At 44.2% G+C, this 23,159-nt stretch carries 23 protein-coding genes; 15 read left to right on the top strand and 8 right to left on the bottom strand.

Features of this window, described 5'->3' with window-relative positions; genetic code table 11:
* Positions 1–270: 270 nt before the first annotated feature.
* The 6 genes from QUA23_RS12870 to QUA23_RS12845 all read left to right on the top strand — a co-directional run bounded on the left by QUA23_RS12870 (position 271) and on the right by QUA23_RS12845 (position 6,169).
* Entirely contained in the window at positions 271–483 is a 213-nt protein-coding gene (locus tag QUA23_RS12870) for a hypothetical protein (RefSeq protein WP_333076293.1), read from the top strand.
* A 78-nt stretch (positions 484–561) separates the two neighbouring features.
* Positions 562–909, top strand: coding sequence for an NINE protein (locus QUA23_RS12865; RefSeq protein WP_333076294.1), 348 nt, complete (start codon positions 562–564; stop codon positions 907–909).
* Between the two features lie 62 nt (positions 910–971).
* Positions 972–1,709, top strand: coding sequence for a helix-hairpin-helix domain-containing protein (locus QUA23_RS12860; protein WP_333076295.1), 738 nt, complete (start codon positions 972–974; stop codon positions 1,707–1,709).
* Between the two features lie 26 nt (positions 1,710–1,735).
* Positions 1,736–1,903: a DUF29 family protein gene (locus tag QUA23_RS12855; protein ID WP_333076296.1), complete on the top strand. Its 168-nt coding sequence runs from the start codon at positions 1,736–1,738 to the stop codon at positions 1,901–1,903.
* A 433-nt stretch (positions 1,904–2,336) separates the two neighbouring features.
* Positions 2,337–3,347 carry a chlorophyll synthase ChlG gene (chlG, locus tag QUA23_RS12850; RefSeq protein WP_006633316.1) on the top strand — a complete coding sequence of 337 codons (1,011 nt, stop codon included), beginning with the start codon at positions 2,337–2,339 and terminating at the stop codon, positions 3,345–3,347.
* 239 nt (positions 3,348–3,586) lie between these two features.
* Positions 3,587–6,169: a PBP1A family penicillin-binding protein gene (locus tag QUA23_RS12845; protein WP_333076297.1), complete on the top strand. Its 2,583-nt coding sequence runs from the start codon at positions 3,587–3,589 to the stop codon at positions 6,167–6,169.
* Positions 6,170–6,192: 23 nt separating this feature from the next.
* Here the strand turns inward: QUA23_RS12845 and QUA23_RS12840 are convergent, their stop codons facing one another.
* The 3 genes from QUA23_RS12840 to QUA23_RS12830 all read right to left on the bottom strand — a co-directional run bounded on the left by QUA23_RS12840 (position 6,193) and on the right by QUA23_RS12830 (position 11,570).
* Positions 6,193–7,542: a 16S rRNA (cytosine(967)-C(5))-methyltransferase gene (locus QUA23_RS12840; protein ID WP_333076298.1), complete on the bottom strand. Its 1,350-nt coding sequence runs from the start codon at positions 7,540–7,542 to the stop codon at positions 6,193–6,195.
* A 192-nt stretch (positions 7,543–7,734) separates the two neighbouring features.
* Complete coding sequence (locus QUA23_RS12835; protein WP_333061492.1) at positions 7,735–8,451, bottom strand: Uma2 family endonuclease; 717 nt, start codon at positions 8,449–8,451, stop codon at positions 7,735–7,737.
* A 167-nt stretch (positions 8,452–8,618) separates the two neighbouring features.
* Complete coding sequence (locus tag QUA23_RS12830; RefSeq protein ID WP_333076299.1) at positions 8,619–11,570, bottom strand: tetratricopeptide repeat protein; 2,952 nt, start codon at positions 11,568–11,570, stop codon at positions 8,619–8,621.
* 386 nt (positions 11,571–11,956) lie between these two features.
* On the opposite strand from QUA23_RS12830, the gene QUA23_RS12825 reads away from it, so the two are divergent.
* Both QUA23_RS12825 and QUA23_RS12820 read left to right on the top strand, forming a co-directional pair.
* Entirely contained in the window at positions 11,957–12,226 is a 270-nt protein-coding gene (locus QUA23_RS12825; protein WP_333076300.1) for a hypothetical protein, read from the top strand.
* Positions 12,219–13,121 carry a hypothetical protein gene (locus QUA23_RS12820; RefSeq protein WP_333076301.1) on the top strand — a complete coding sequence of 301 codons (903 nt, stop codon included), beginning with the start codon at positions 12,219–12,221 and terminating at the stop codon, positions 13,119–13,121. Before QUA23_RS12825 ends, QUA23_RS12820 begins: the two co-directional genes overlap by 8 nt.
* Positions 13,122–13,575: 454 nt before the next feature.
* On the opposite strand, the gene QUA23_RS12815 is transcribed toward QUA23_RS12820, so the two are convergent.
* The gene (locus QUA23_RS12815; protein ID WP_333076302.1) at positions 13,576–14,022 is read right to left on the bottom strand and encodes an NADAR family protein; all 447 of its coding nucleotides are present in this window, start codon (positions 14,020–14,022) and stop codon (positions 13,576–13,578) included.
* Positions 14,023–14,070: 48 nt separating this feature from the next.
* Positions 14,071–14,784: a hypothetical protein gene (locus QUA23_RS12810; protein WP_333076303.1), complete on the bottom strand. Its 714-nt coding sequence runs from the start codon at positions 14,782–14,784 to the stop codon at positions 14,071–14,073.
* 121 nt (positions 14,785–14,905) lie between these two features.
* Here QUA23_RS12810 and QUA23_RS12805 point away from each other — a divergent pair, with 121 nt between their 5' ends.
* From QUA23_RS12805 to QUA23_RS12785, 5 genes are all read left to right on the top strand, one after another.
* On the top strand, positions 14,906–15,985 hold the full coding sequence (locus QUA23_RS12805) for a dipeptide epimerase (protein ID WP_333076304.1): 1,080 nt from the start codon (positions 14,906–14,908) through the stop codon (positions 15,983–15,985).
* Between the two features lie 158 nt (positions 15,986–16,143).
* Entirely contained in the window at positions 16,144–17,193 is a 1,050-nt protein-coding gene (locus tag QUA23_RS12800) for a DUF1611 domain-containing protein (RefSeq protein ID WP_333076305.1), read from the top strand.
* Between the two features lie 43 nt (positions 17,194–17,236).
* A complete protein-coding gene (locus QUA23_RS12795; protein WP_333061505.1) occupies positions 17,237–17,878 on the top strand; it encodes a type I restriction endonuclease in 642 nt (213 codons plus the stop codon).
* A gap of 68 nt (positions 17,879–17,946) precedes the next feature.
* Complete coding sequence (locus tag QUA23_RS12790) at positions 17,947–18,420, top strand: GNAT family N-acetyltransferase (protein ID WP_333076306.1); 474 nt, start codon at positions 17,947–17,949, stop codon at positions 18,418–18,420.
* A gap of 66 nt (positions 18,421–18,486) precedes the next feature.
* Positions 18,487–19,992, top strand: a complete 1,506-nt coding sequence (locus QUA23_RS12785) for an amidase (RefSeq protein ID WP_333076307.1) — start codon at positions 18,487–18,489, stop codon at positions 19,990–19,992.
* Positions 19,993–20,530: 538 nt separating this feature from the next.
* On the opposite strand, the gene QUA23_RS12780 is transcribed toward QUA23_RS12785, so the two are convergent.
* On the bottom strand, positions 20,531–20,836 hold the full coding sequence (locus tag QUA23_RS12780) for a hypothetical protein (RefSeq protein WP_333076308.1): 306 nt from the start codon (positions 20,834–20,836) through the stop codon (positions 20,531–20,533).
* Between the two features lie 1,110 nt (positions 20,837–21,946).
* Between QUA23_RS12780 and QUA23_RS12775 the strand changes: the two genes are divergently transcribed.
* Both QUA23_RS12775 and QUA23_RS12770 read left to right on the top strand, forming a co-directional pair.
* Positions 21,947–22,234, top strand: coding sequence for an NfeD family protein (locus QUA23_RS12775; RefSeq protein ID WP_333076309.1), 288 nt, complete (start codon positions 21,947–21,949; stop codon positions 22,232–22,234).
* A gap of 112 nt (positions 22,235–22,346) precedes the next feature.
* Positions 22,347–22,634, top strand: a complete 288-nt coding sequence (locus tag QUA23_RS12770; protein ID WP_333076310.1) for an NfeD family protein — start codon at positions 22,347–22,349, stop codon at positions 22,632–22,634.
* 174 nt (positions 22,635–22,808) lie between these two features.
* On the opposite strand, the gene QUA23_RS12765 is transcribed toward QUA23_RS12770, so the two are convergent.
* Both QUA23_RS12765 and QUA23_RS12760 read right to left on the bottom strand, forming a co-directional pair.
* Positions 22,809–22,937, bottom strand: coding sequence for a hypothetical protein (locus tag QUA23_RS12765; protein WP_333076311.1), 129 nt, complete (start codon positions 22,935–22,937; stop codon positions 22,809–22,811).
* Between the two features lie 33 nt (positions 22,938–22,970).
* On the bottom strand, positions 22,971–23,141 hold the full coding sequence (locus QUA23_RS12760) for a hypothetical protein (protein WP_333076312.1): 171 nt from the start codon (positions 23,139–23,141) through the stop codon (positions 22,971–22,973).
* Positions 23,142–23,159 lie beyond the last annotated feature (18 nt).

Raw genomic sequence — 23,159 nt, 5'->3', positions numbered from 1 at the left:
CACTAGGGTGTTCGGTGGGCCCCTGATATTTAGGTCGGTAAAATAACCGGAATTCCTATAGGGGCGGGTTCACCCTAATCTGTAATATCAGCCACAGATCCAGATCGACGAGTCCAGGTTCCTTACTTGAGCGGAAAAATAGGGTTTAACATGGAAGTAATATCTTGTCGGCTGATGATTGAGAGACTTACTCGGGCGATCGCACCAAACGGAAGTTGACAATCCGGCTAATTTATAGCTAAATTTTAATTTAGGATGAGGCTTAAACCCATGAGCAATTTCAACAGCCGCAACTTAGAGCGAACGCCGAGTTGGATGCGTTTCGCACCCTACGCAGCCTTGGGCCTTTTAATATTTTCTCTTAATTCAGGCAGCGAACTCAATTATTTCTTGAGAGGATACTTGGTGATTCTACAGGCTCAAGTCGGTATAGTTCTGCTGTATTTTGCGATGTCTAAGTTTCGCAAAAACCAAAATAAATGAGTAAAAATTAGTAAGCTTACTTAGGTCGATCGTTAAAGGTCGATCGCCGAGTTAAAATAAAAACTGGGGAAAGTAAAAATGGTAAAAGATAAAACCGTAGCAGTTGTGTTAGCTTTCTTTGTTGGAGGTTTCGGAGTTCACAAATTTTATTTGGGCAATAACTTAGCAGGGGTATTATACTTGCTATTTTCTTGGACATTAATTCCGTCAGTGATCGCATTTTTCGATTTTATCGGCCTGCTGCTGATGTCGGAGCAAGCTTTTCAGGTACAGTACAATGGTGGAAGTTTGCCGTCTGGGTATGCCCTCAGAGCGGCAAAAGATGTAACAGGGGCGATCGGGGAATTGAAAAAACTTTACGATATGGGCGCAATTACCGCCGAAGAATATGAAGAAAAACGCCAAAAACTGTTGCGAGAATTGTAATTAAGAAGGAAGAAGGAAGAAAAAAGCCCACTCTTAAAAAAGTGGGAGTGAAATAAGAAAGTGTGAGATCACGGCTATTTAAGGATAAAATTAAAGTGTATCAAGATTTATACTGGCTGCGTCAAACTCCAAATTGGGTGTGGTATGCTTTTATTCCCTACTTCGGCGGATTGGCGATCGCCTATGCAGGCCAAAAGTCAAATATTCGCAGTTGGATGGGATGGGGTGTTGCAATTACTTTAGCAGCACTAGCGGTATCTTCTTCAACTAATTTGGGTACGATCGTGTGGATTGCTCAAATTGTCACTGCTTTTAGTTTGAAAAAGCGCTATCTCATCAAAACCGCACCCAGAGGTTTACTGGTTCCGGCAAGTGCGACGAATGCCGAAGAACTGGCAAACGTGCGCGGCAAAATAGATATTAATGAGTGTACCAAAGACGATATGGTCAAAATCTTGGGTTTGCCGATCGTCTACGCCAATGATATTGAATCTTTGCAAAACGAAGGCTACATTTTTACCCACGCCGAAGAGTTATCAGAAATAGCCGGAGTTCCCGAAAGTCACGTCAGACGAATCGCCCCGATGATTTGCTTCAGCTACAATTATCAAAAAGAATCGCAGTTTACTTGGAAACGGTTAAATATTCTTTCGCCGGAAGAGTTAATTGCCAGCGGTTTAGATCGATATGTTGCGGAAAAAATAGTTAGAGAAAGGCAGAGAAAAGGCGCTTACAAATCAGTTGTCGAAGTCAAGCGACGGACGGGACTGCCTTTTGATTCCTATCGCCATATTTGTTAATTTACAGTTGTTAGTAGGAACAGCTTATGACAACAGAATTAGAAGTGGAACAACAAAAATTGTATGATATAGATTACCTGAGATGGATTGAAACTACTGTGGAAAAGTTGCGGGTTCGCGACTATTCAAACATTAACTGGGAAAATCTGATTGCAGAAATAAAAGACATGGGGCAAAGTGAACGCCGGAGTTGAGAGAGTAATCTGGTGGTAATTCTCCTGCACTTGCTTAAATGGCAATTTAAACTGGATCAAAGAAGCGGTAGCATTTCTAAAATCTAAAATATAAAATCTAAAATGGATTGATTTTCTGCCAGATGAGATGATTCAAGGGTAGTATGGCAAAAAACTTGATCGCCTCCTGGTAATTGACATTAAATGCACCTGCTGGCAAAAATCTCCCCCTGCAGGCGGGCTCAGCGAAATTATAAAAAAAGTATTTATCCTCTTGACATTTACAAAAAATAATGATATTTCAATATATTGTGAAACTCGTACTTTTCCCTAGCATCAACTCCAAACCAGGGTAAGTTTTCAAGAATCTGCCTTAAATATCAGTGGTAAGCTATCTGAATTATTATTGAAATGCAAAACGACACAATAGTAGCAGTACCGCTAACATCAAATTATGTCTGACTCTCCTCCATCCCAAATCTCCCCAGAAGCAGCACCGGAAAGTGCTGCTACCGAAAACCGCAGTGCCAAAACTAGGCAACTGTTGGGCATGAAAGGGGCCGCTAGCGGGGAAACTTCTATCTGGAAGATTCGCTTGCAATTGATGAAACCGATTACCTGGATACCCCTAATTTGGGGCGTGGTGTGCGGGGCGGCGTCTTCTGGAAACTATGTTTGGAACCTAGAGAATTTCTTGATCGCAGCAGCTTGTATGTTGATGTCAGGGCCGTTGCTGGCCGGGTACACTCAAACTTTGAACGATTTTTACGATCGCGACATCGACGCTATTAACGAACCCTACCGTCCGATTCCCTCCGGTATCATCTCGATTCCGCAAGTAGTAACGCAAATTTTGGTATTATTAGCCGCTGGCATTGGGGTGGCTTATGCTCTAGACTTGTGGGCGGGCCATGAATTCCCGATAATGACTGTTTTGACTCTCGGCGGCGCGTTTCTAGCTTATATCTACTCTGCGCCCCCGCTGAAACTCAAGCAGAATGGCTGGTTGGGAAATTATGCCCTGGGTGCTAGCTACATCGCCCTGCCGTGGTGGGCGGGTCAAGCTTTGTTTGGTACACTAGATCCCACGATTATGATTTTGACCCTGTTTTACAGTTTGGCAGGGCTGGGGATTGCGATCGTCAACGATTTCAAAAGTGTTGAAGGCGATCGGCAATTAGGGTTAAAATCTTTGCCAGTGATGTTTGGCATCAGTACCGCAGCTTGGATTTGCGTGTTGATGATCGACATATTTCAAGCTGGAATTGCAGGCTACCTGATCAGCATCCACCAAAACCTTTACGCTGTCATTCTGCTGCTACTGATAATTCCCCAAATTACTTTTCAGGATATGTACTTTTTGCGCAATCCCCTTGAAAATGATGTTAAATATCAGGCAAGTGCTCAGCCTTTCCTGGTTTTGGGTATGCTGGTAGCAGCCTTGGCACTGGGTCATGCGAGTTAAGCAGAGTTGTGAGGTTTGAGTTAAAAAATTTTGAATTCAAAAAATCTAATTCACTTCTCAAAAAAATACCAAGCTCTGCAGCGTTAAGAAAAGTTTTGAATTTTGAGTGGTGAATTAAAAACTTTTTAATTCAAAAAACTTAATTCAAGGCAGCGTGTTATTCAAGAAAAAATGTCGAATTAAAAATTAAGAATTTAAGAAAGCTAGCTTTTTAAATTTTTAATTTTTAATCGGACTTGATGAGGTTTGAAGGTCTGAACGTGGCAGAATTTTTCTCAAATATCAAAGATACATTGAGCAAAGTCACTAACGCAATAAGCGGTAATTCCGATAGAGAACCGCCGAAGGCTGCGAAGCGCAATAAGCTCAACTCGCCGGAATCCGAGGCGGAATTTTATACACGGACAAGGGATGAGCGATCGGAGTATGTGGTATCAGAAGATGCTGCGCCTCTAGAAGACTCAGAATATTTAGAGTCAGAATATTTAGACTCAGAATATTTAGAGCCAGAATACGCTCGATATCCAATAGTCAAGCGCGATTGGGAAGGGTTGAAGCGCTTAATTGCTTGGTTGGAAATTGAACCTCAAGTTACCAGCTTGCAAACCAAGGGAAAAGAATTGTTGCGACCGGGATTAAGTTTGCTGGGAACTAAATCACCCCAAAAATCCGATAGTAGCGAATTTGCGGAAAATAGCGAGTCGCAGAACACCCAACTGCCGATAAATACCGCACTACAGGAAAATAGCGCACCGCAGGAAAATACTAAAAAACGTATCCCCCGCCGTCCTAGATTTTGGATAAGTTTAGGTGTTGCCAGTATAGGCGGGGGCGCTTTAATCTACGGTTTATGGATTTTGTACACCTTAGACAAAGGTTTGCCGGATGTTAACGATTTGTCAGCATTTAACCGCGACGGAACGCTGACAATTAAGGCAGCAGATAATACGATTTTGTTGCAGTCGGGACCTGCAACCAGAGATAAACTGAAACTTCAAGAAATTCCCGAATTATTGGTTAAAGCTTTTATTGCAATAGAAGACCGCCGTTTTTACAAACATCGCGGGGTGGATTATCAAGGTATTGTGCGCTCCATTGTTTCTAACTTAATAGAAAGAGATTTAGTGCAGGGTGGCAGTACAATTACGCAACAATTGGCTCGCGTTGTTTTTCTTAATCAGGAAAGAAGTATTAGGCGGAAAGTCCGGGAAGCTCTTTTAGCTCAGAAAATAGAGCGAGAGTTGAGTAAAGACCAAGTTTTAGAACGGTATTTAAATCTGGTTTATTTGGGTTCGGATGCTTACGGGGTGGCAGATGCGGCTTGGGTTTTCTTTAGCAAAACAGTCGATAAATTAAATTTGGCAGAAATGGCAACTTTGGCGGGTTTGCCACCGGCACCGAGCGAATATTCGCCTTTGGTTAATCCGGATATGGCTAAGAAACGCCGCAATCTTGTGCTGCAACAAATGCAGGAAGCGAAGGTAGTTACAGAGGCTGAGGCGAAGGAGGCGATGGCGGCACCTATGGCGGTTAAACCAAGTGCGCCGAAGCGATTTAAAGTAGTCGCGCCTTATTTTGCTAGTTACATTCGGAAGGAATTGCCGCGCTATGTTTCTCAGGATGCTTTGGAAGCTGGCGGTTTGACTGTTGAGACGACGGTGGATTTGAAGTGGCAGAAAATAGCGGAACAGGTTGTTAAAAATGCGATCGAAGTTGATGGTCGCCGTCAGGGTTTTGAACAGGCCGCTTTAGTTTCTATGGACACTAAGACTGGCGAAGTTAAGGCGCTGGTGGGTGGCGGAAATTTTAAGGAAAGTCAGTTTAACCGTGCTACGCAGGCTTTGCGGCAGCCCGGATCGACGTTTAAAGGGTTGGTTTATGCAGCAGCGATGGCGGCTGGTTTTTCTCCCTATGACAGTTACGAAGACGAACCAATTATTATCGACGGCTATCAACCGAATAATTATGGCAAAAAATTTAGCGGTTGGCGATCGATCTCGGATGCTTTGACGAGTTCGGTGAATGTCGTAGCTGTGAAGGTGTTGATGGATGTGGGGTTTGAACCGGCGATAAAATTAGCCAACGATATGGGGATTAAGTCTAAATTGAGTCCGATTTATTCCCTGGCTTTGGGTTCTTCGGAGGTGAATTTGCTGGAGTTAACCAATGCTTACGGTACTTTAGCCACGCAAGGGAATTTTATTGAAGCCCACGGAATTAAGCGGGTGATTAATCAGCGGGGAGATGTGATTTATCAGGCTAATTTTAAACCGAAACGGGTTTTGGATAAGGATAGTGCTGCGATTACTACTTGGATGTTGGAGGGCGTTGTGCAAGACGGTACGGGGGGGCCTGCTGCTTTAAACGATCGCGCTGTAGCAGGCAAAACCGGTACTTCGGAAAACGTCCGGGATTTGTGGTTTATTGGTTACATTCCTCAGGTAGTGACTGGCGTTTGGTTGGGGAATGATGACAATTATCCCACCTGGGGAACTAGCGGTACGGCGGCGTATAATTGGCGCGATTTTATGAGTCAAGCTGTTAAGGGAATGCCGGTTGAGAAGTTTCCGAAGTTGCCGGAGTTGGAGGGCCGCAAAGGCAGTATTAAGGCCAAACCGGTGCAGCCTCATAAGATTATTCGGGGGATGATTGTGAATGAAGATGGTGCGATCGTGCCGTACAATCCTAATCCTGAACCGAAGTATTACCCACCGCAAGAGCCGGCTTATCAAGAGCCTGCTTATGAAGAACCTGCTTATCAAGAGCCTGCTTATCAAGAGCCTGCTTATGAAGAACCTGCTTATCAAGAACCGGGATATTAAACTATCGGTTTGGAGTAAGGACTTTACTGCTTTTTTAACTGCTTTAGCCTCACCATAAAAAAGCCGTCCATGTGATGTCTGTGCGGCCAAACTTTCACCCATCCTTCGGGTGATGGCTGTACGGGTAAATCAATTGTTGGCGGTTCTATTTGCCAGTGAGGATTGCTGTCTAAGAACGATCGAATAACTGTTTCATTTTCCAAGGGATGAATTGTGCAAGTTGCATAAACTAATACGCCGCCGGACTTGACAAATGTCGCTGCATTTGCTAGTAATTCCGATTGCAGTTGAGATTGTTGTTGAATGTTTTCGGGCGTGTGATGCCAGCGGGCGTCGGCGCGGCGGTGGAGGGTTCCGAGGCCAGAACAAGGTGCGTCTAGTAAAACTCTGTCTGCAAGGTTAACAAACTCTGGGAAATGGCGGCTGTCTCCGGTATGAATTTTAATCGATTTCATCTGGAGTCTGTCTGCATTTTCTTTAAGTTTTTTGAGTCGGCTGGCGGTTTTGTCGCAGGCATAAATTGTGCCTTCATCCTGCATTAATTCGGCGCTGTGGGTGGTTTTTCCCCCCGGTGCGGCGCAGGCGTCGATAATAGTTTCCCCTGGCTGCGGCCCTAGTAAATGGGTGACTAATTGAGCGCTGCTGTCTTGGATTGTCCACCAACCTTCGCTGTATCCGGGGAGGTTTTGAATTGCGCCGGTGCTGCCATTTAGTCTTAATGCTTGTGGCAAGTGTGGGATTCTGCTAGTTGAGATGTTGTGGGTTTTGAAGGCAGCTTCGATTTGGGCGATCGAGCTTTTTAAAGGATTGATTCTCAGGTCAATTGTGGGAGATTGGTTGAACCATTCACAGAGTTGTTCGGTTTCGGTTTCGCCTATTTGTTCGATCCACAATTTCACCAGCCATTCGGGGAAGCTGTGCAAAATTCCTAGGCTTTCAACGGTTGATTTATAATTAGTAACTGTTAATGGGTTTAAGCCGTTATCTGTTAAACGGATGTATTGGCGCAACAAACCGTTGACAAAACTGCTAAGTCCTGAAAATCCGTTTTCTTTTGCTAGTTGAACGGTGGTGTTGACGGCGGCGGAGGGGGGAATTTGGTTGAGATATTCGAGTTGATATAAGCCTAAATGTAGGATGGTACGGAGTTCGGGCGGTTGTTGGGAGGATTTCTTTGTTGCTAGTTTGTCGATGATGAAGTCGATCGATCGCATTCTCCTGACGCTACCGTAAACTAATTCTGTGACTAAACGGCGATCGAGGTCGTTGAGTTGAGAATTGCTGAAAGCGCGATCGAGTGCGGCATCTGCGAATGCACCGCGGCGGTGGACTTCCCGGAGTGCGAGAAAGGCTATTTGGCGGGGATTTTGCATGGCGGCTTGCTGATAGGTCAAGTTATTATAGGTTGTTTGAGGATTGAAAATAAAAAATAGAAATCACGGCGATTGAAATCGCATCTATACAAACAAAGATAAGACGGCGATTGAAATCGCGCCTATACAAACGATATCCGCCTCTGCGGACGGAAGAAAATAACCCGGTTTTAACCGCCCGGTATTTTTTGTTCAAATTTCGTCGGGATTGATGCCCATTTCTCGCAATTTCTCGGATAGGCGATCGGCTTTTTGCTGTGCTAACTCTTTATCTTGCCGTTCTTGTTCCATTTGTTGCTGTGTTAGTTCCATTTGTCGCTGTGCTGATTCCTGTTGTCTTGACAACTCCACATAAGACAAAAACTTCTGTCCATCAGGCCGATAAATTTCCAAGTCTCCCGATGCAGTTTGAAAACGGATCTGCAAACGCGGACTCACCCAACCATCCATTAATTCAATATAGTTGAGTTTTCCATCAGAACGCAGCCAACCAATTAATTCATTATCCTCTGGACTGTAGACATAATATTCTTCGACTCCATAATCCTGGTAGAAATTAAACAGCTTAAACAGTGCTCCGATTCGATTTCCAGGCGAGAGGATTTCAAAGACAACTTGCGGGGCGATATTATCTTCAAGCCACTGTTGGTAGGAACCTCTGTAACCTTTCGGTCTGCCAAACACTACCATCGTATCAGGTGCTTGGCGAGTTTTGTTATCGCCTTCGACGGGATACCACAGCAAATCACCGGCTACAAAGACATTTTCGTTGTCTTTGTATAAGGCATCTATTCCGCCTTGAATGGTGACAATTAGTTCAAACTGTTTGGTATTGTCTGACATGGGTTTGCCGTCGCTGTCTGGGTAGATGATTCCTGCTGAGGTTTTAGTTGGAATTGTTGCGGTCATGGGGATGAGTCCTTTGCTAGCAGCATCAATTTCTATTTTATATCTATTTTATAGGACTTACGCATGGGGCCCAGAAACCGGGTTTTTTTACGAAAATACTTCGTTCGTACTCGAAGATTAGGTAAAAAACCCGGTTTCTTTGTGGGAGTGCGTAAGTCCTGTTTTACTTATTCGGGTTTTGTTGACACCAATGGTTCTAATAAATTGCGTTCTTCTATGGGGAGTTCTAGCAAAACTCGTCTGTCGCCCTTTGTTTCCTTATAGCGGACTGCCGCATTCAGCAGGCGGATGGGAATTTTGAATTCATCGTACTTGCTGGTTAGTTCTTGCCACAATTCTAACCAAGTGCGTGCGGCTTTGTCGCTTACCATTTCCGACATTAGCGCGGGGATGTTTCGCACAATTCCCTGTCCTAAGACTGAGAGATATTCGTGTTTTTCGTAAACTGCAATTAGGCTGGTGATACGAGTTTGAGTTATCGTTCGAGCGTGGGCGATCGCGAATAGGTTTTTGATAATTAACTTGGCATCATCTGCCTCAGCTTCATCGCCTGGTTCTAGGCGGTGGAATGCGTCGTCTAAGGCGGCGATGCCTTCATCCCAGCGATTCAATCCGAGAATGGCAATGGCACGGTTGAAAAAGACAGATGAATGTTGAGAACCCAGTTCGATCACTTTGTCGCAAGATATTAAAGCTTCTTCATAGCGGCCGAGATTATCCAGCGTCCAGCCTCGGCTAAACCAAGCCCACTCATAATTGCTGTCAAGTTCGATCGCCCGATCGTAAGATACTAAGGCTTCTTCATAGCGTTTGAGGTCGTCGAGTACATGACCTCGCTGAACCCAATCCCACTTATCATTGGGGTCAAGTTCGATCGTCCGATCGTAAGATACTAAGGCTTCTTCATAGCGTTTGAGGTTGTTGAGTACATAGCTTCGCCACCTCCAAGCAAACTTATTATTGGCATCAAGTTTGATCGCCCGATCGTAAGATACTAAGGCTTCTTCATAGCGTTCGAGGTCGTTGAGTAAAAGACCTCGAAGAAACCAAACCAACTGATAATTGGCATCAAGTTCGATCGCCCGATCGTAAGATACTAAGGCTTCTTCATAGCGTTCGAGGTTGTTGAGTACATCGCCTCGATTAGTCCAAGCCCACGGATCATTCTCGTCAAGTTCGAGCGCCCAATCGTAAGATACTAAGGCTTCTTCATAGCGTTCGAGGTTGTTGAGTACATCACCTCGCATACGCCAAGCCCACTGATAATTGGCATCAAGTTCGATCGCCCTATCGTAAGATTCTAAAGCTTCTTCATAGCGTTTGAGGTTGTCGAGTACATCGCCTCTGCTAGCCCAATCCCACGGATCATCCTCGTCAAGTTCGATCGCCCGATCAAAGGATTCTAAGGCTTCTTCATAGTGTTTGAGGTTGTTGAGTAGATAACCTCGCTTAGCCCAATGCCACGGATCATCCTCGTCAAGTTTGATCGCCCGATCAAAGGATTCTAAGGCTTCTTCATAGCGTTTAAGACTTTCGAGTACATCGCCTCGATTCGCCCAAGCCCTCGCATAATTGGAGTCACTTTCAATAGCCTTATCTAAACATTCTAATGCTTCATCGTAGCGTTCCAGGCTATTTAAACAGCGTCCCTTTTCTCCCCAATCCCTTGCCTCGCCGCGACTTGCTACCAATTTTTCCGCATATTCTAAAGCCGAAACATAGTCTTTCTGTTCAAAACAATTTTCAATTTCATCAAAATAAGCCTTCAGACGCGGGTCTTCCTCATTTCTCTCAATAGCCTCAAGCGCCCGCGTATAATATTCTCGTTCCATCACAGCATCAGGTGGAATCGGTTTCAAACCTTGCCGATACATAAAATGACTTTCTTTCTCCGCCAAATCAACATCCGCCATCCTCAATCCCAATCGCTGCTGCAACTCTTGCCGCGTATACCAAACCCGAATAAAATCCACAATTAATCGAATCGGTTGATTGCGCTGCTTTTTTACCTCCAGACAAAAACGCATCAAGGGTTCCCGCAATTCATACCACGATTCCCGTCCAATTTCCTCAGTTTTGACATAACCCTTATCTCGCAAATCTTTAAGTTGGCTAGATACAGTTCGCTGCTCAATAAAACAGCGTTTAGCAATTTCTTTGACTGGTGCAGCACCACCTCTATCGCACAAAAAATCAACAATCTTTCGCTGCTGATTTGATAGATATTTCATCCGATCCTGATAGTAGGGCGTGAGGCTATCCAGCATTTCCATGAACGGTTCTACCAATTTATCGAGCGATTCAGGAGTCATCAGAAAAGCCGAAAAAACAATGTAAACGCGAGGACTGCCACCTGAAAGGTAATGCACAACTTTAATGCGATCGCGCCCTGTGGGACTTTGAATAAAAGATGCTAAATCACTATTCCCTTCTAAGTTAGCAATATGCTTTAATAAAGCTACAGCATCATCGAGCTTAAACTCATCTAATTCATGTAAATCAAAAAAATCATAAAAAGGATGATTAGAGAGCTTGACTGCATCAAACAAACTTTGTGATGTTGCCAAAATTGTCAAAAAAGAATTATTTTGAATATACACCCTCAACTGCTTCTGCCCGAAATCCCCCAAGCCGCTAAACACGTCCTCTAAATTTTCGACAATCAACAACAGCGCCCGCTTGCCAACAAAGTCTCTCAGCAATTCTGCGGCCTTAAATTCAGCTTGCTCCGGCGACAAATCGTAAAGCTTTTCAACATCATCATGTAACTCAGCTTCATATTCTGCCGGATATTCTTTAGCAATTGCCCGGAATATTCCCCGCAATAAATCCAAAAAAGACGCAATCCCCCATTCCTCTTCCTGCAGCCACGCAATTAGCAATTTATCCCGCAAATCTTCCATCTTAACAATGCGATGATAAATCAGGGAAACCAAGTGCGTTTTGCCAATGCCGCGCGGCCCAATTAGCAGTTGAAAATGCTTGTTATCTGTTAGCGCGCTCACCCGAATTAGCTCTACTAAACGTTCTGCCAGTGCGTGACGCTGTACTAAGATAGCTTCCAGGGTTTCTGGTGACATCAAGCTAGGAGTAAATCGAGAGATAAATGTATTTTTCATAATATCTATTGGGTTTAACTGGTTCCCCGGCTGTGCCTGGGAACCGATATAAGCGAGGCTCTGCCTCGTCGGTTGCGGAGGAAAACAGGAGGCAGGGCCTCCGGGTCAGCTTCCCCAGGCTGAGCCGGGAAGGAGAAAATGCTTGTTATACAAGGCTTTTAAAAATTATACGTCTAATTTACCATAGGTTTAAAAAAAGTATGTCGATTTTGGTGTATATCGTTGTATATTTTGCAAAGCAGTGTTAGACTGCCTTTAACAAGCAAACAAGCGCCCCTAGGTGGTACTAGAGACGCTCTCAATTGCTTATCAGTTTTCGGGAGCCACTGGGTGCAACCAGTAGGACTCTCATGTTGTTTATGGTCTATATAGACCGAGGATTTCTCATGACTAATTATAACAGCGAACAGCTCAATCTGTTCACCCAACCGATCGCAGTTTCGGTGGAAATTGGCTGCACTGTTGAACGTGCCGCCGAATTAGTACAACGCTCAAAAAGCTCAATCTACGATCGGCTAAGGAAAAATAAACCGTATCTGCGACAGGTTCCCACAGGTACGTGGCAAATTTACTCTATAGGCAAAAAAGATGGCTCAATTCTTGTGAATGTTGCCTTCATTTATTCTCCAAAAGATAAGAATTGGAGACTTGCTTGAACTCAAACCTCAAGGCTGCGTTAGTCCAAAGCTTAACGCAGCCTTCTGCCTCTTCGGTTGCGGAGAAAAACACGAAGCAGAGCCTCCCAATCTACGTCCCCAGGCTGAGCCAGGGAACAAGAAAAAATCTGAAAAATATGCTTTAAGACTTGTTACAATACACAAAACTTCATACTTTTCCCAACTCTGGATGACCTTTTTCAACGCCTCCGAACCCCTAATCCGCTGCAAACAGGAACATCTCGACGTACAAGACCGCGAAGGCCTGTTGCAACTCCGCTGGCAAATTGGAAATATTACTCTTTTCTCAGGACTTTATACCCGCATCGACCAAACTTTTCTACTTTGGGGTTTGGTGACAGGAGGGATTTTTTTTACGGCTCAGTTTTTCCCCATCAGTTGGAGATTTCAGGCAATTCTGTGGTCAACTTTGACTCTAATTGGCACTGTGGCAATGGCCGTTTTGACTTTGTTTTGGGTAAGAGTCGAGCGAGTTAGCTGGATTCTTTACTCTTGGGCGATGCTGATGATAACTGGTTTGGTTTTAACTGATTGCAGTATTTTTGTCGGTTGGGGAGGTTTGTTGCTACATCTCTGTGATTTGTGGTTGGGGTTGAGCGCGATCGGCTATTTGTTGACGGGACTCGGTTTGCGATCGCGAACTTTTCTCCTGATCGGACTAACTCATTTATTTAGCATCCCTCTATTAACTTTTGTTGCACCTTGGCAATATCTAACCACAGGAATAATTATGGCTGGCTGTTTGTGGTTATTGTCAGAATTGCAGTGGGATATGCGATCGCCGATCGACAATACTTTGCTAAGCGCAGAACAGAAAGAATTTAACAGAATTCAACAGCAACTGCGACAGAGTGGCGCGATTGTATCCGAATAAATCACAAATGTAAAGAATTCTGTACAATAGCTAACACTTTCCATAAATCGTACACAATAGAAAGATACAGCATCAATAAAAAACAAACTTTAACCAGAACAGGAGTTTTGCTATTTGACCTGTGAATCGCCAACCTAAGGAGAACGGTGTCCGGGAGGCGACTGGCGAACAAATTGCTGTACTTGCGACGATAAAAGTTAATTCGGGTTGACAGTAGTGGTTGAAATCAAAATGTGGTGCAGGGTTTTTACCGTTTCCCCTGCTTTGCAGTCTTCTCGGAGAGGCTAAACCCTCTACCAGAACAGCCTGAGAAGATTGGCACAAAATTCGACAGTTTGTCAGGCGGATTTTTGAGTCAGCGTGTTTAATAAAATTGGGAAAATGCTCGGTTAGAGCTTTGCAGGACTTACTATTAAACAAGTCCTGCTTTATGATGGGAAATTTAAATTATTTTTTACTCTGACTTGCCTTTTCGCAATATCTCCCTTACTTCCATTAAAATCTGTCCCAACATATTTTTGCCGCTGCCATCTTTGCCGCAACCCCAATAGTAATCACTAGGAGAATTTTCAACTATTTCCTCATCACCAGTAGCGAGTAAAATTTCTCTAATTTCGGGATGAGTTTCAAATTTGCGGAGTACGGCTTTTCTCATGATATCATCTTTGACTTCTTCCCAATCTTTGCGGAGGGGACGAGAGCGATCGCGCCCCATTTTTGCGGCATCTTTCGGCGTTTTTGCTTGGCGAATTTGGTCGCAATGAGCCGTTTTGGGAAACTTTTGTGCTTGAAAATAATGCTCAGTAGTTGACCAATATTCTCCGTCTAACTCGAACCCATGACTGGAAAAATTAGAAAAACAGCCGTATTCGCTGCCAGTGGTGTAGAAGTAGATAGGCATAAAGTCTGCGATTTTAATTTCGTTAAGAATGTTGGTTTATCGTCAGTTTTACCTCTCTGGATTATCGACTATCTTCAACCGCAAATCAATAGTTTCAAGATGGGAACCGATGTAAGACAGCAGGGCGTAGATAAATACGATCACCCCTACCATTTCCAAAATTTCTTCAACAGAAGCCATTAAACCGTAAATCAAATTTCGCTGACCTACCGCATCTGCATAATAGCCACAAACCATTTCCATGCCAAGTGCTCCACCGACATATATACTGCCTGCCAGTAAAAATAAATCCCTTGTTTTCCGGGGTAGGTGCCGGAGAAACTTGAGATAAGCCAGCCCAGTAACCACAACAAAAATCGCCCCCGGAATTACCCAAATGAAGTAAAAAAGTCCCCCTAAATCTAGTGCCTTTCGCAAGTCGTTAATAATTAATATTTCGTGCAAACTCAAGATTTCATCTAACGAAAAAAATACAAAGATGAACCCCAGCGCTTTCCAGTGTCCAAAATAGCGATCGCCCTGCTTCTTCTTAGCACTAGCAATAATACCTAGCAAAATCGCGCAAAACAGCAAAGTAAATGATGAGTACCACGAAGGATAATTTATTTCTCTGTCTAAGTTAAACAAACTAATCCAGCGTTGTTGATAGTTAAAACCGTAGCGGAGAACTTGTACGATGCAACCAGCAACAGCAAAGAAGAGCACCCAAATGCTGAGAGAGAAAGCAACTCTCTTCGGCGAAACAGAAATCAGGAATTTCATCAAGTTTTTGATAAACTAGAACAAGGAAAATCAAACTATAAAGTAAAAAGTAAAAAATGGCAATAGCGGCGCAATCCGCCACCTCGGATTTTTATCTACAAAAAATAACCAATCACTGACAATGCACGTTCAAATTGAAACTTTCACTGTCCGCAAGCGGTTTGCCCTTACCATCAGCCGCGGTACAACAGCCCAAAGTACCAATTTATGGGTAAAATTAGCACACGAAGGAATCGAAGGCTGGGGAGAAGCATCGCCCTTTTCCACAGGTTCTCGGCCCCAAACTACCGAAATTCTGCTAGCCGCATTGCAGGAAGTTGCACCGCTGCTAGAAAAGTTTACTCCGTTCGATCGCCAAAAGATCGAACAAGTATTAACAGAGGTTAACTTACCCTCAGCCGCCCGCGCCGGCATAGACATGGCAATGCACGACTGGCTGGGCAAAAAAGCAGGCTTGCCGCTGTGGAAAATGTGGGGATTAGATCGATCGCGCATCGTCCCCACCTCCGTCACAATCGGCATTAATTCGCCCTCTGGTGCAAGAGAAAGAGTGCGCGATTGGTTTGGTAAAGATGGGACAGATCCAGCAAGCATCAAATACCGCGCCGTTAAGGTCAAATTAGGAAATCCCGCAGGAATCGAAGCCGACAAAGCTATGTTAATAGCAGTGCTAAACGAAGCACCAGCTAACCTTAAAATTAGTGTTGATGCTAACGGCGGTTGGAGTTTAAAAGATGCTGCCGAGATGTGTCAGTGGCTGGAAAAATACAATATAAATTATGTCGAACAGCCGCTTTCACCCCTCGCAGATATGGAGGAATTCTCAGAACTGTACCGTCAATCGCCCCTGCCAATTTTTGCTGATGAAAGTTGCTTTAATAGTTCCGATATACCCAAGCTAGCGCACTGCGTCCACGGCATCAATATCAAAATGATGAAGTCAGGCGGATTGACCGAAGCAATGCGGATGATTCACGCAGCAAAAGCCTGTAATTTGCAAGTAATGTTCGGCTGCTATTCAGATAGCGCGATCGCAAATACAGCAGCAGCACAACTTTCACCCCTAGCTGACTATTTGGATTTGGACAGTCACTTAAATTTATTAGACGATCCTTTCACCGGTGCGATCGTCGAAAATGGGTGTTTGATGCCAAACGGGCGATCGGGATTGGGAGTGCGGCGAATTGAGATTGGAGAATAGAAGTAAGTAGGTCGGCGCAAATAAACTTTACCATGTAACAGAATATCAAGCTATCATAAACTTTGTGATTGCTTTCCTTCGGCTCGCGAAAGCTAAAGTTTGACTCACTGCGTCCAGGCCTGATGTATTTTCAAGCTTCATCTACTTACAGTGCACCAATGACTAAAAACTATCCCATCAAAAATGGCAAAGTTGCTATCTTACTGCATGAGGGAATTCTTGGCCCTTCCGGCAAAACAGGCTTAGCATTTTTGCGCTACAGCGAAGCACAAATTGTAGCCGTAATAGACCGCCAATGTGCCGGACAATCTTTACCTGAATTAACGGGTATTCCTCAACAAGTACCGATAGTTGCTTCCGTTGCAGAAGCACTGGAATTTGCGCCGGATATTCTGTTAATTGGTATCGCTCCTTCCGGCGGTGTTTTGCCTGCGGAATGGCTGCCAGAAATTAATCAAGCGGTAGCAGCAAGTTTGTCAGTTGTCAACGGTTTGCACGCGAAACTTGCACCTTTGATAACAGTTCCCTTAACCGAAAATCAATGGATTTGGGACGTGCGTCAGGAACCGAAATCTGTCGGTGCGATCGCCTCTGCCGCCGCCGCTAAATTAAGCTGTCGCCGCGTATTAACTGTCGGCACAGATATGAGCGTCGGCAAAATGTCAACCAGTCTGGAACTTAATCGCACTTGCTTGCAGCGGGGTTTGCGTTCCAAATTTTTGGCAACCGGACAAACGGGTTTAATGATCGGAAATGAAGGCATTCCTTTGGATGCAGTGCGAGTTGATTTCGCGGCTGGTGCTGTCGAACAAATGGTGATTAAATTGGGTTCTGAATGCGATATTCTGCACGTAGAAGGGCAAGGTTCGCTATTGCATCCGGGTTCGACGGCGACTCTGCCGCTGTTGCGGGGTTCGCAGCCAACTCACTTAATTTTAGCCCACAGAGCCGGACAAACTAGCATTCGCAATCACCCACACGTATCGATTCCTAAGTTATCAAAAGTGGTCGAATTGTACGAAATGTTAGCTGCTGCTGCGGGTGCTTTTTCAGGGGGAAAAGTGAGCGCGATCGCCCTCAACACTCATCACTTAAATGAGGCAGATGCGTTGTTAGCAATAGCTGAAGTTCAAGCAGAAACAGGATTGTCTTGTACCGATGCGGTAAGGTTTGGCGCGGAGGTGTTGTTGGAGGCGATCGACAGTTGATATGTTACAATTAATTACAACTAATAAATAACTACATAAAACTATGACACAAAGCATTCAAGCAAAAACACTGACTCTGCTAGATGTCGAAACAAAATTTAATTTTCAACTTTGTGAAGACGAGCAATTCTTCCGGGAGTGGATTGACGATTTACCGGAAATTAGCGATGACAAAAAGCGAGCGCTCGACAACGTAAAAGCAGGTTATATCAACAGTGTCAAGTACGCGATGCTGGAAGATACCGTAAAAATGGTGGTACTGGCTCCCTTGCTATTTTTAGCAGATTTCTACTTGACTCCCTTTCACATAGAGGCAGAAAAATCAGTAGAACTGACTATTGAAGATGAAGATACAATTGTCAAGGGTAGCATCGATGTCCTGCTATTGCTTAAATCTTTTTGGGTAGTTGCGATCGAAGCCAAACGCTCTCAATATTCCGTTGAAGCTGGGCTTCCTCAGTTACTATTTTATATGCTGAATGACCCCAGCCCCGAACCAGTAACATTTGGGCTTCTGACGAATGGTAGCAGCTTTCGATTTATCAAAATGACCAAACGAGACACACCGCAGTATGCCGTCTCTAAACTTTTCGATATTGCAAATCCCGGAAATGAACTTTACGAAGTTTTTCGGATTTTGAAGCGGCTAGCTGCTATAATTTCCAGTGACAGCCGTTATACTTAAATACACCCTTTGGAACTCGACTCGGAAAATAAGAATAAATTTACTAAAGCTCATTTTATGGAATCATAATGAATGAAAGTTTTTTTTCGTTGCCGTCTGAATGCGCCATCCGCCCAGCTTCAGCTCAAGACATCAAATCAATTAAAATGTTAGTGTGGAGCGCCCGACTCGATCCAACTCAGTTGCGCTGGCAGCAATTCTGGGTCATCGAATGCGAGGGAAAATTGGCAGCTTGCGGGCAGTTGCGGAATTTTGCGGGCGCGCAAGAATTGGGCAGTTTGGTGGTGGCGAAAGATTGGCGCGATCGAGGTTTGGGAAGCTACCTCGCAAAATATTTAATTCAACAAGCTACAGAACCGCTATATTTAGAATGTTTGGGAAAGCGGCTCGCATCATTTTATACCCGCTTTGGCTTCGTAGAAGTTTCCGTACAAGAATTGCCGCAGTCCCTTAAATTCAAGTTCGGTTTGTCTCAATTAGCTAAAACTTTATTCAGAATTCCTGTAACAATTATGCAGTATCAAGCAAATTTTATAGAGTGAAGTCTAGGGTATACAGCGGTTCCCGCTGTAATTTAGAACAATTACTCAATAACTGAGGAGTGCAATATGTCTGGCTTTCCCGATTATCAACAATATGATGGTTTAGGCTTGGCTGAGTTAGTACAAGCAAAGCAAGTTACTCCAGCCGAGTTATTGGATGCAGCGATTGCCCGGATTGAAGCGTACAATCCAGTAATTAATGCTGTCATTTGCAAAATGTATGAACAAGCAAGGATGTTAGTCAATCATGACTTGCCAGAGGGTTCATTCAAAGGCGTCCCTTTCCTATTAAAAGATTTGAGATCGATGTATGCGGGTGTTCCTACCAGTAGCGGCAACCGTTTACTTAGAAATATATCAGCCAGCCATGATAGCGAATTGGTGAGACGTTTCAAAGCAGCAGGAGTTGTTATTTTAGGTAAGACGAATACTCCAGAATTTGGCATTACACCCTACACGGAACCTAAGACTTGGGGGGTGACTCGCAATCCTTGGGACTTGGATCGTACACCAGGAGGGTCTAGTGGAGGTTCAGCCGCAGCCATCGCAGCAGGAATGGTTCCTCTGGCTGGGGCAGGCGATGGCGGCGGTTCTACCCGAATTCCAGCATCTTGCTGTGGCATTTTTGGACTAAAACCCAGCCGTGGGCGTATTCCCACAGGTCCGATTGCAGGTGAATTGTGGCGTGGATTTTCGACTGAAACGGTGCTAAGTCGTTCTGTTCGCGATAGTGCAGCTATGCTGGATGCAATCAGTGGTTCTGATGTGGGAGCAACCTATTTATCTCCGCCACAGGTAAGACCCTATTTGGACGAAGTTACGACTGCACCAGGAAAACTTCGCATTGCTTTTACCACTCATCCATTTTTGGGTGATGCGGTTCATGAAGATTGCATTGAGGGATTGAAAGCAACCATTAAATTACTTCAAGAACTTGGGCATGAAGTTGTAGAAGAGCGGCCTAAATTTGATGGAGAAGCTTTTGCCTTAAATTTTATGAGAATTGTTGTTGGGGAAACTCGTGCAGATATTGAGTGGGCGGCTAAATCAACACAACGAAAAGTGACTGCTGAAGATTTTGAATTAGGGACTTATTGTTTAGGGCTGTTAGGTGAGGCTTTGAGTGCGGCTGACTATGCTAAAGCAGCTCGTCAATTACAGGTAGATGCACGGAATATCGGCCAATTTTTTGAACAATATGATGTTTTGCTGACTCCCACCCTTTCTCAACCTCCAATTCCTATTGGTTCACTTCAACCGTCATCAGGGAAAGAATTTTTGATGAATTTGGTTGCGAGAACAAATGCAAGCTGGTTACTGAAAGTCATGAAAGTGATTGAGCCTCTCGCCAGACAAGTCTTTAGCTTCACACCCTATACAGCACCCTTCAATGTAACAGGCCAGCCTGCAATGTCTGTGCCTTTATATTGGAATGAGGCAGGTTTACCTATTGGGATGCAGTTTGTGGGAAAATTTGGGATGGAAGCTACTCTTTTTCGGTTAGCTGGTCAATTGGAGTATGCTAAACCTTGGAGCGATCGCCTACCCATCATCAAGTTAACAAATCGCTGAACCCGAACGGAATGTAGGTTGTCTGCTAATTTACCAAGGTTATCTCCGTCCGGTTAGTCATAGCAGTTAGTAGGCATCCATCTAATCGTGCGATCGCAAAACCGTCTGTGAACTCCTCAAGGGTTACAGAACTTGAAATTTTACGTGACCGTGTTTTGTCTGAACAGAAGTCAGGCAAGCAAGCGTCTGGGTACTAAGCCAGCACCGGCACAAAACGGCTGTTAACTTCAGGCTAACTTGGTGAACGTTACTTAGGAGGTGTGGGTTGTGTGTGTACAAGGTGCAGCGATGGCTGCGCCCCGGCTTACGCCTACGCATTCTTCGGGATTTGAGGCATGGCGGGCCTGTTGGGGTTTATGCCAAGTTTCCGATACTTTGCATTTATTTTAATTTTTCGGAACGTTGAGGTTGAACACTTATTTTGAGCCTGCCATCGCCTGCTTTGATTGCAGAGTTAGTAATTTCAATTGCAGCATCTGGCTGGTGTAGTTTAGACGTAACTTCGTACAAAATATTATTGGATGTCCACTGAACGCGCTCACCAACACGCAGTACCCCCGCGACCTGACCCATCAGAGCAATCTAACACTGGTGAGCGAGGAGATAGCGATCGCATTCGGAAAATATTGATGTTGCGATTTCGCCGATAAGCGCTAGATACAGCCGTTCCCGCTGTAATGCGGTACAATAAATAATAATAAAATATCATTTTGTATTCAAAGCTAATAAAAGCATATTCGCTCGGTATCCGATCAAAAATAGTAACAGCACATCTGGCAGCAAAGATGTCAATAATAGTAACAGGACACCAAAGTATTGTTGCGAGCGCTTTTTTTCTCGCCATTTAGGGATCTTCCAGGTTTCCAGATTCAGAGGGCGTAAGTTCAGAGTTTACCTAGTAGTTGAGTCCAGACAAGAATTGGCGCAGTCGCTTAAATTCAAGTTCGGTTTGTCTCAATTAGCTAAAACTTTATTCAAAATTCCTGTAACAATTATGCAGTATCAAGCAGGTTGTCTATAATTATGACTTTTATGAATTTAAGATTCTGAATTTATGAATGGATTTTAAGTTCGACCTGTTCAATAATTGGATAACAGGGTGCGATCGAGCTGCATCGATCAAAAACTCCTACCGCCTCCTGATATCTGCGTCAATCTCGATCACCTATTTTCTATGCCTAAATAGGTAGGTACAAATCAACATCGCATGGGGAGGGCGGGTGAGAGGCGAAGTTTACTTGCTTATATCATAGATCCGCTTACGGGCCCCTAATGGCGCACAGGGTGTCAGAAACCGGGTTTTTAGGGGTTTGGTGCGTAAGTCACGGACTAGATATGTATGGATATTCCGGATTGGGCGATCGAGACGGCGTAAGTTCATAATTCACTGTTTGCGGTAGTCCACTTGGCTAAATTGGCACAGCTACCAGCCTGATAGGTAGGCAGAAACCTTTGCAAAATCGTTGTTTGCAGGTGTGAAAGCGTCCTGTGCCAGTACCAGACTCGGAAAGTGGACTGGCGATCGCACCAAAGATATTCGACTCCTGGCAAATTAGTAAATGTAAAGCAAGTGAGTCACAACCCAATCAAAAAATTCACCCCAAAAGTTAAACCCAAAAATCACAGATATTCACAGCAGCAGTAATGCGGAATCTGACAATCTCTAATGTAGCTAACCACATCTACCCTTGAGGTAAATCCCACCAACTGCTCAACCATGAAATCCTTAATTCAATACCTCGGAATTACTGGATTTATACTCCCCCCAACCGCTTCTCAAATCCCCTCAACATTTCAAAAATTCTTCGCCTTTTATCCTGATAAAACCACGGAAGGCAAGAACAATGAAATATCAAGGCAATCAATCAATCTCAACCGAGGAAATGCAGCCTCTCAAATAGCATAAACAGGCAATTACACATCCATATATTTTAACACCACAGGAGTCAATATCATGTTCAACGTAGTAAAAGCTTTCGGATCGATTTTCTCCACCCAAGGATACAGCGGCGCTAACAATATGCTCATCAAAAATTACGTCAACACCAATTTCCACTACTTCAACGAAGAAGCAGTCGTCGATGAATCGATTTACCCGAATCAAACAGGTCGCGTCCGCTTCCAAGGTAGCTGGTGGCCCGCACGTTGCGATCGCCAAATCACCCTCACACCGGGAGACACCGTTTATGTCATCGGCGTTGACAACATCACTCTGTTAGTTTCCCTCGCTCCCGCAGACTAAATCAGAGCATGAACAACCTGGTAATAAATCCCAACCAGCAAATGCTACTTTTCAAACAGCATAAATAGGCGAGTAAAATTCAATATATTTTAACACAAAAGGAGTCAGGAAAATGTTCAACGTAATAAAAGCTTTCGGTTCAATTTTTTCTACTCACACCTACAGCACAGAAAAGAATCTCTTAATGGATAACTACATCAACACCAATTTTAACTACTTCAACGAAGAAGCAGTCGTTGATGAATCGATTTACCCGAATCAAACAGGTCGCGTCCGCTTCCAAGGTAGCTGGTGGCCCGCACGGTGCGATAGCCAAATCACCCTCACACCGGGAGACACGGTTTATGTAATCGGCGTTGACAACATCACTCTGTTAGTTTCCCTCGCTCCCGCAGACTAAACTAGAAAGTAATCTCAACTTTTTCACTGTCAGAACCCCGACTTATTCAATAAGTCGGGGTTCTGACTATTATGTTTTTTAGTGGCAATTTGGCGATCGCTTCCACTCAACACCTGACGCAAGACAGTAATATCTGCCTCTGTTTATTTGCCAGTAGAAATATGGCAGCTCGCGCTACAATAAAATGGCATTTTTGAGAGCTTGTTTGTTGAGGCGATCGCGAAGTTGAGATTCGCTACTTTCTCCGGTGACTGCTGCTAGTTCTGATGCCTTTTTTCGCTTGTAGATTTCGGCCCTCTGCAACGATAATTTTTTCTCAATCTACTCGTTTAGCATTTAGCTTTTATCTATTTCACTCTCCTCATCTTTCTGCAACGCAGCCAAGATTTGAAAGCACAGCTTGAGCAGAAACAGCAGAAATCCTGCTTGGGGATTGAGCCAGGTGGCAACACCCACTACAGTAAACTCGATTACTTTGAGCCATTTTTTCTTATTTGAACTCTTCATGTTAGTCATCTTCGTTGA

It is taken from the genome of Microcoleus sp. Pol1C5 (assembly GCF_036701115.1).
Lineage (GTDB): Bacteria > Cyanobacteriota > Cyanobacteriia > Cyanobacteriales > Microcoleaceae > Microcoleus.
Note: the sequence above shows the minus strand (reverse complement) of the source record. Positions and strands in the feature narration are given on the sequence as shown.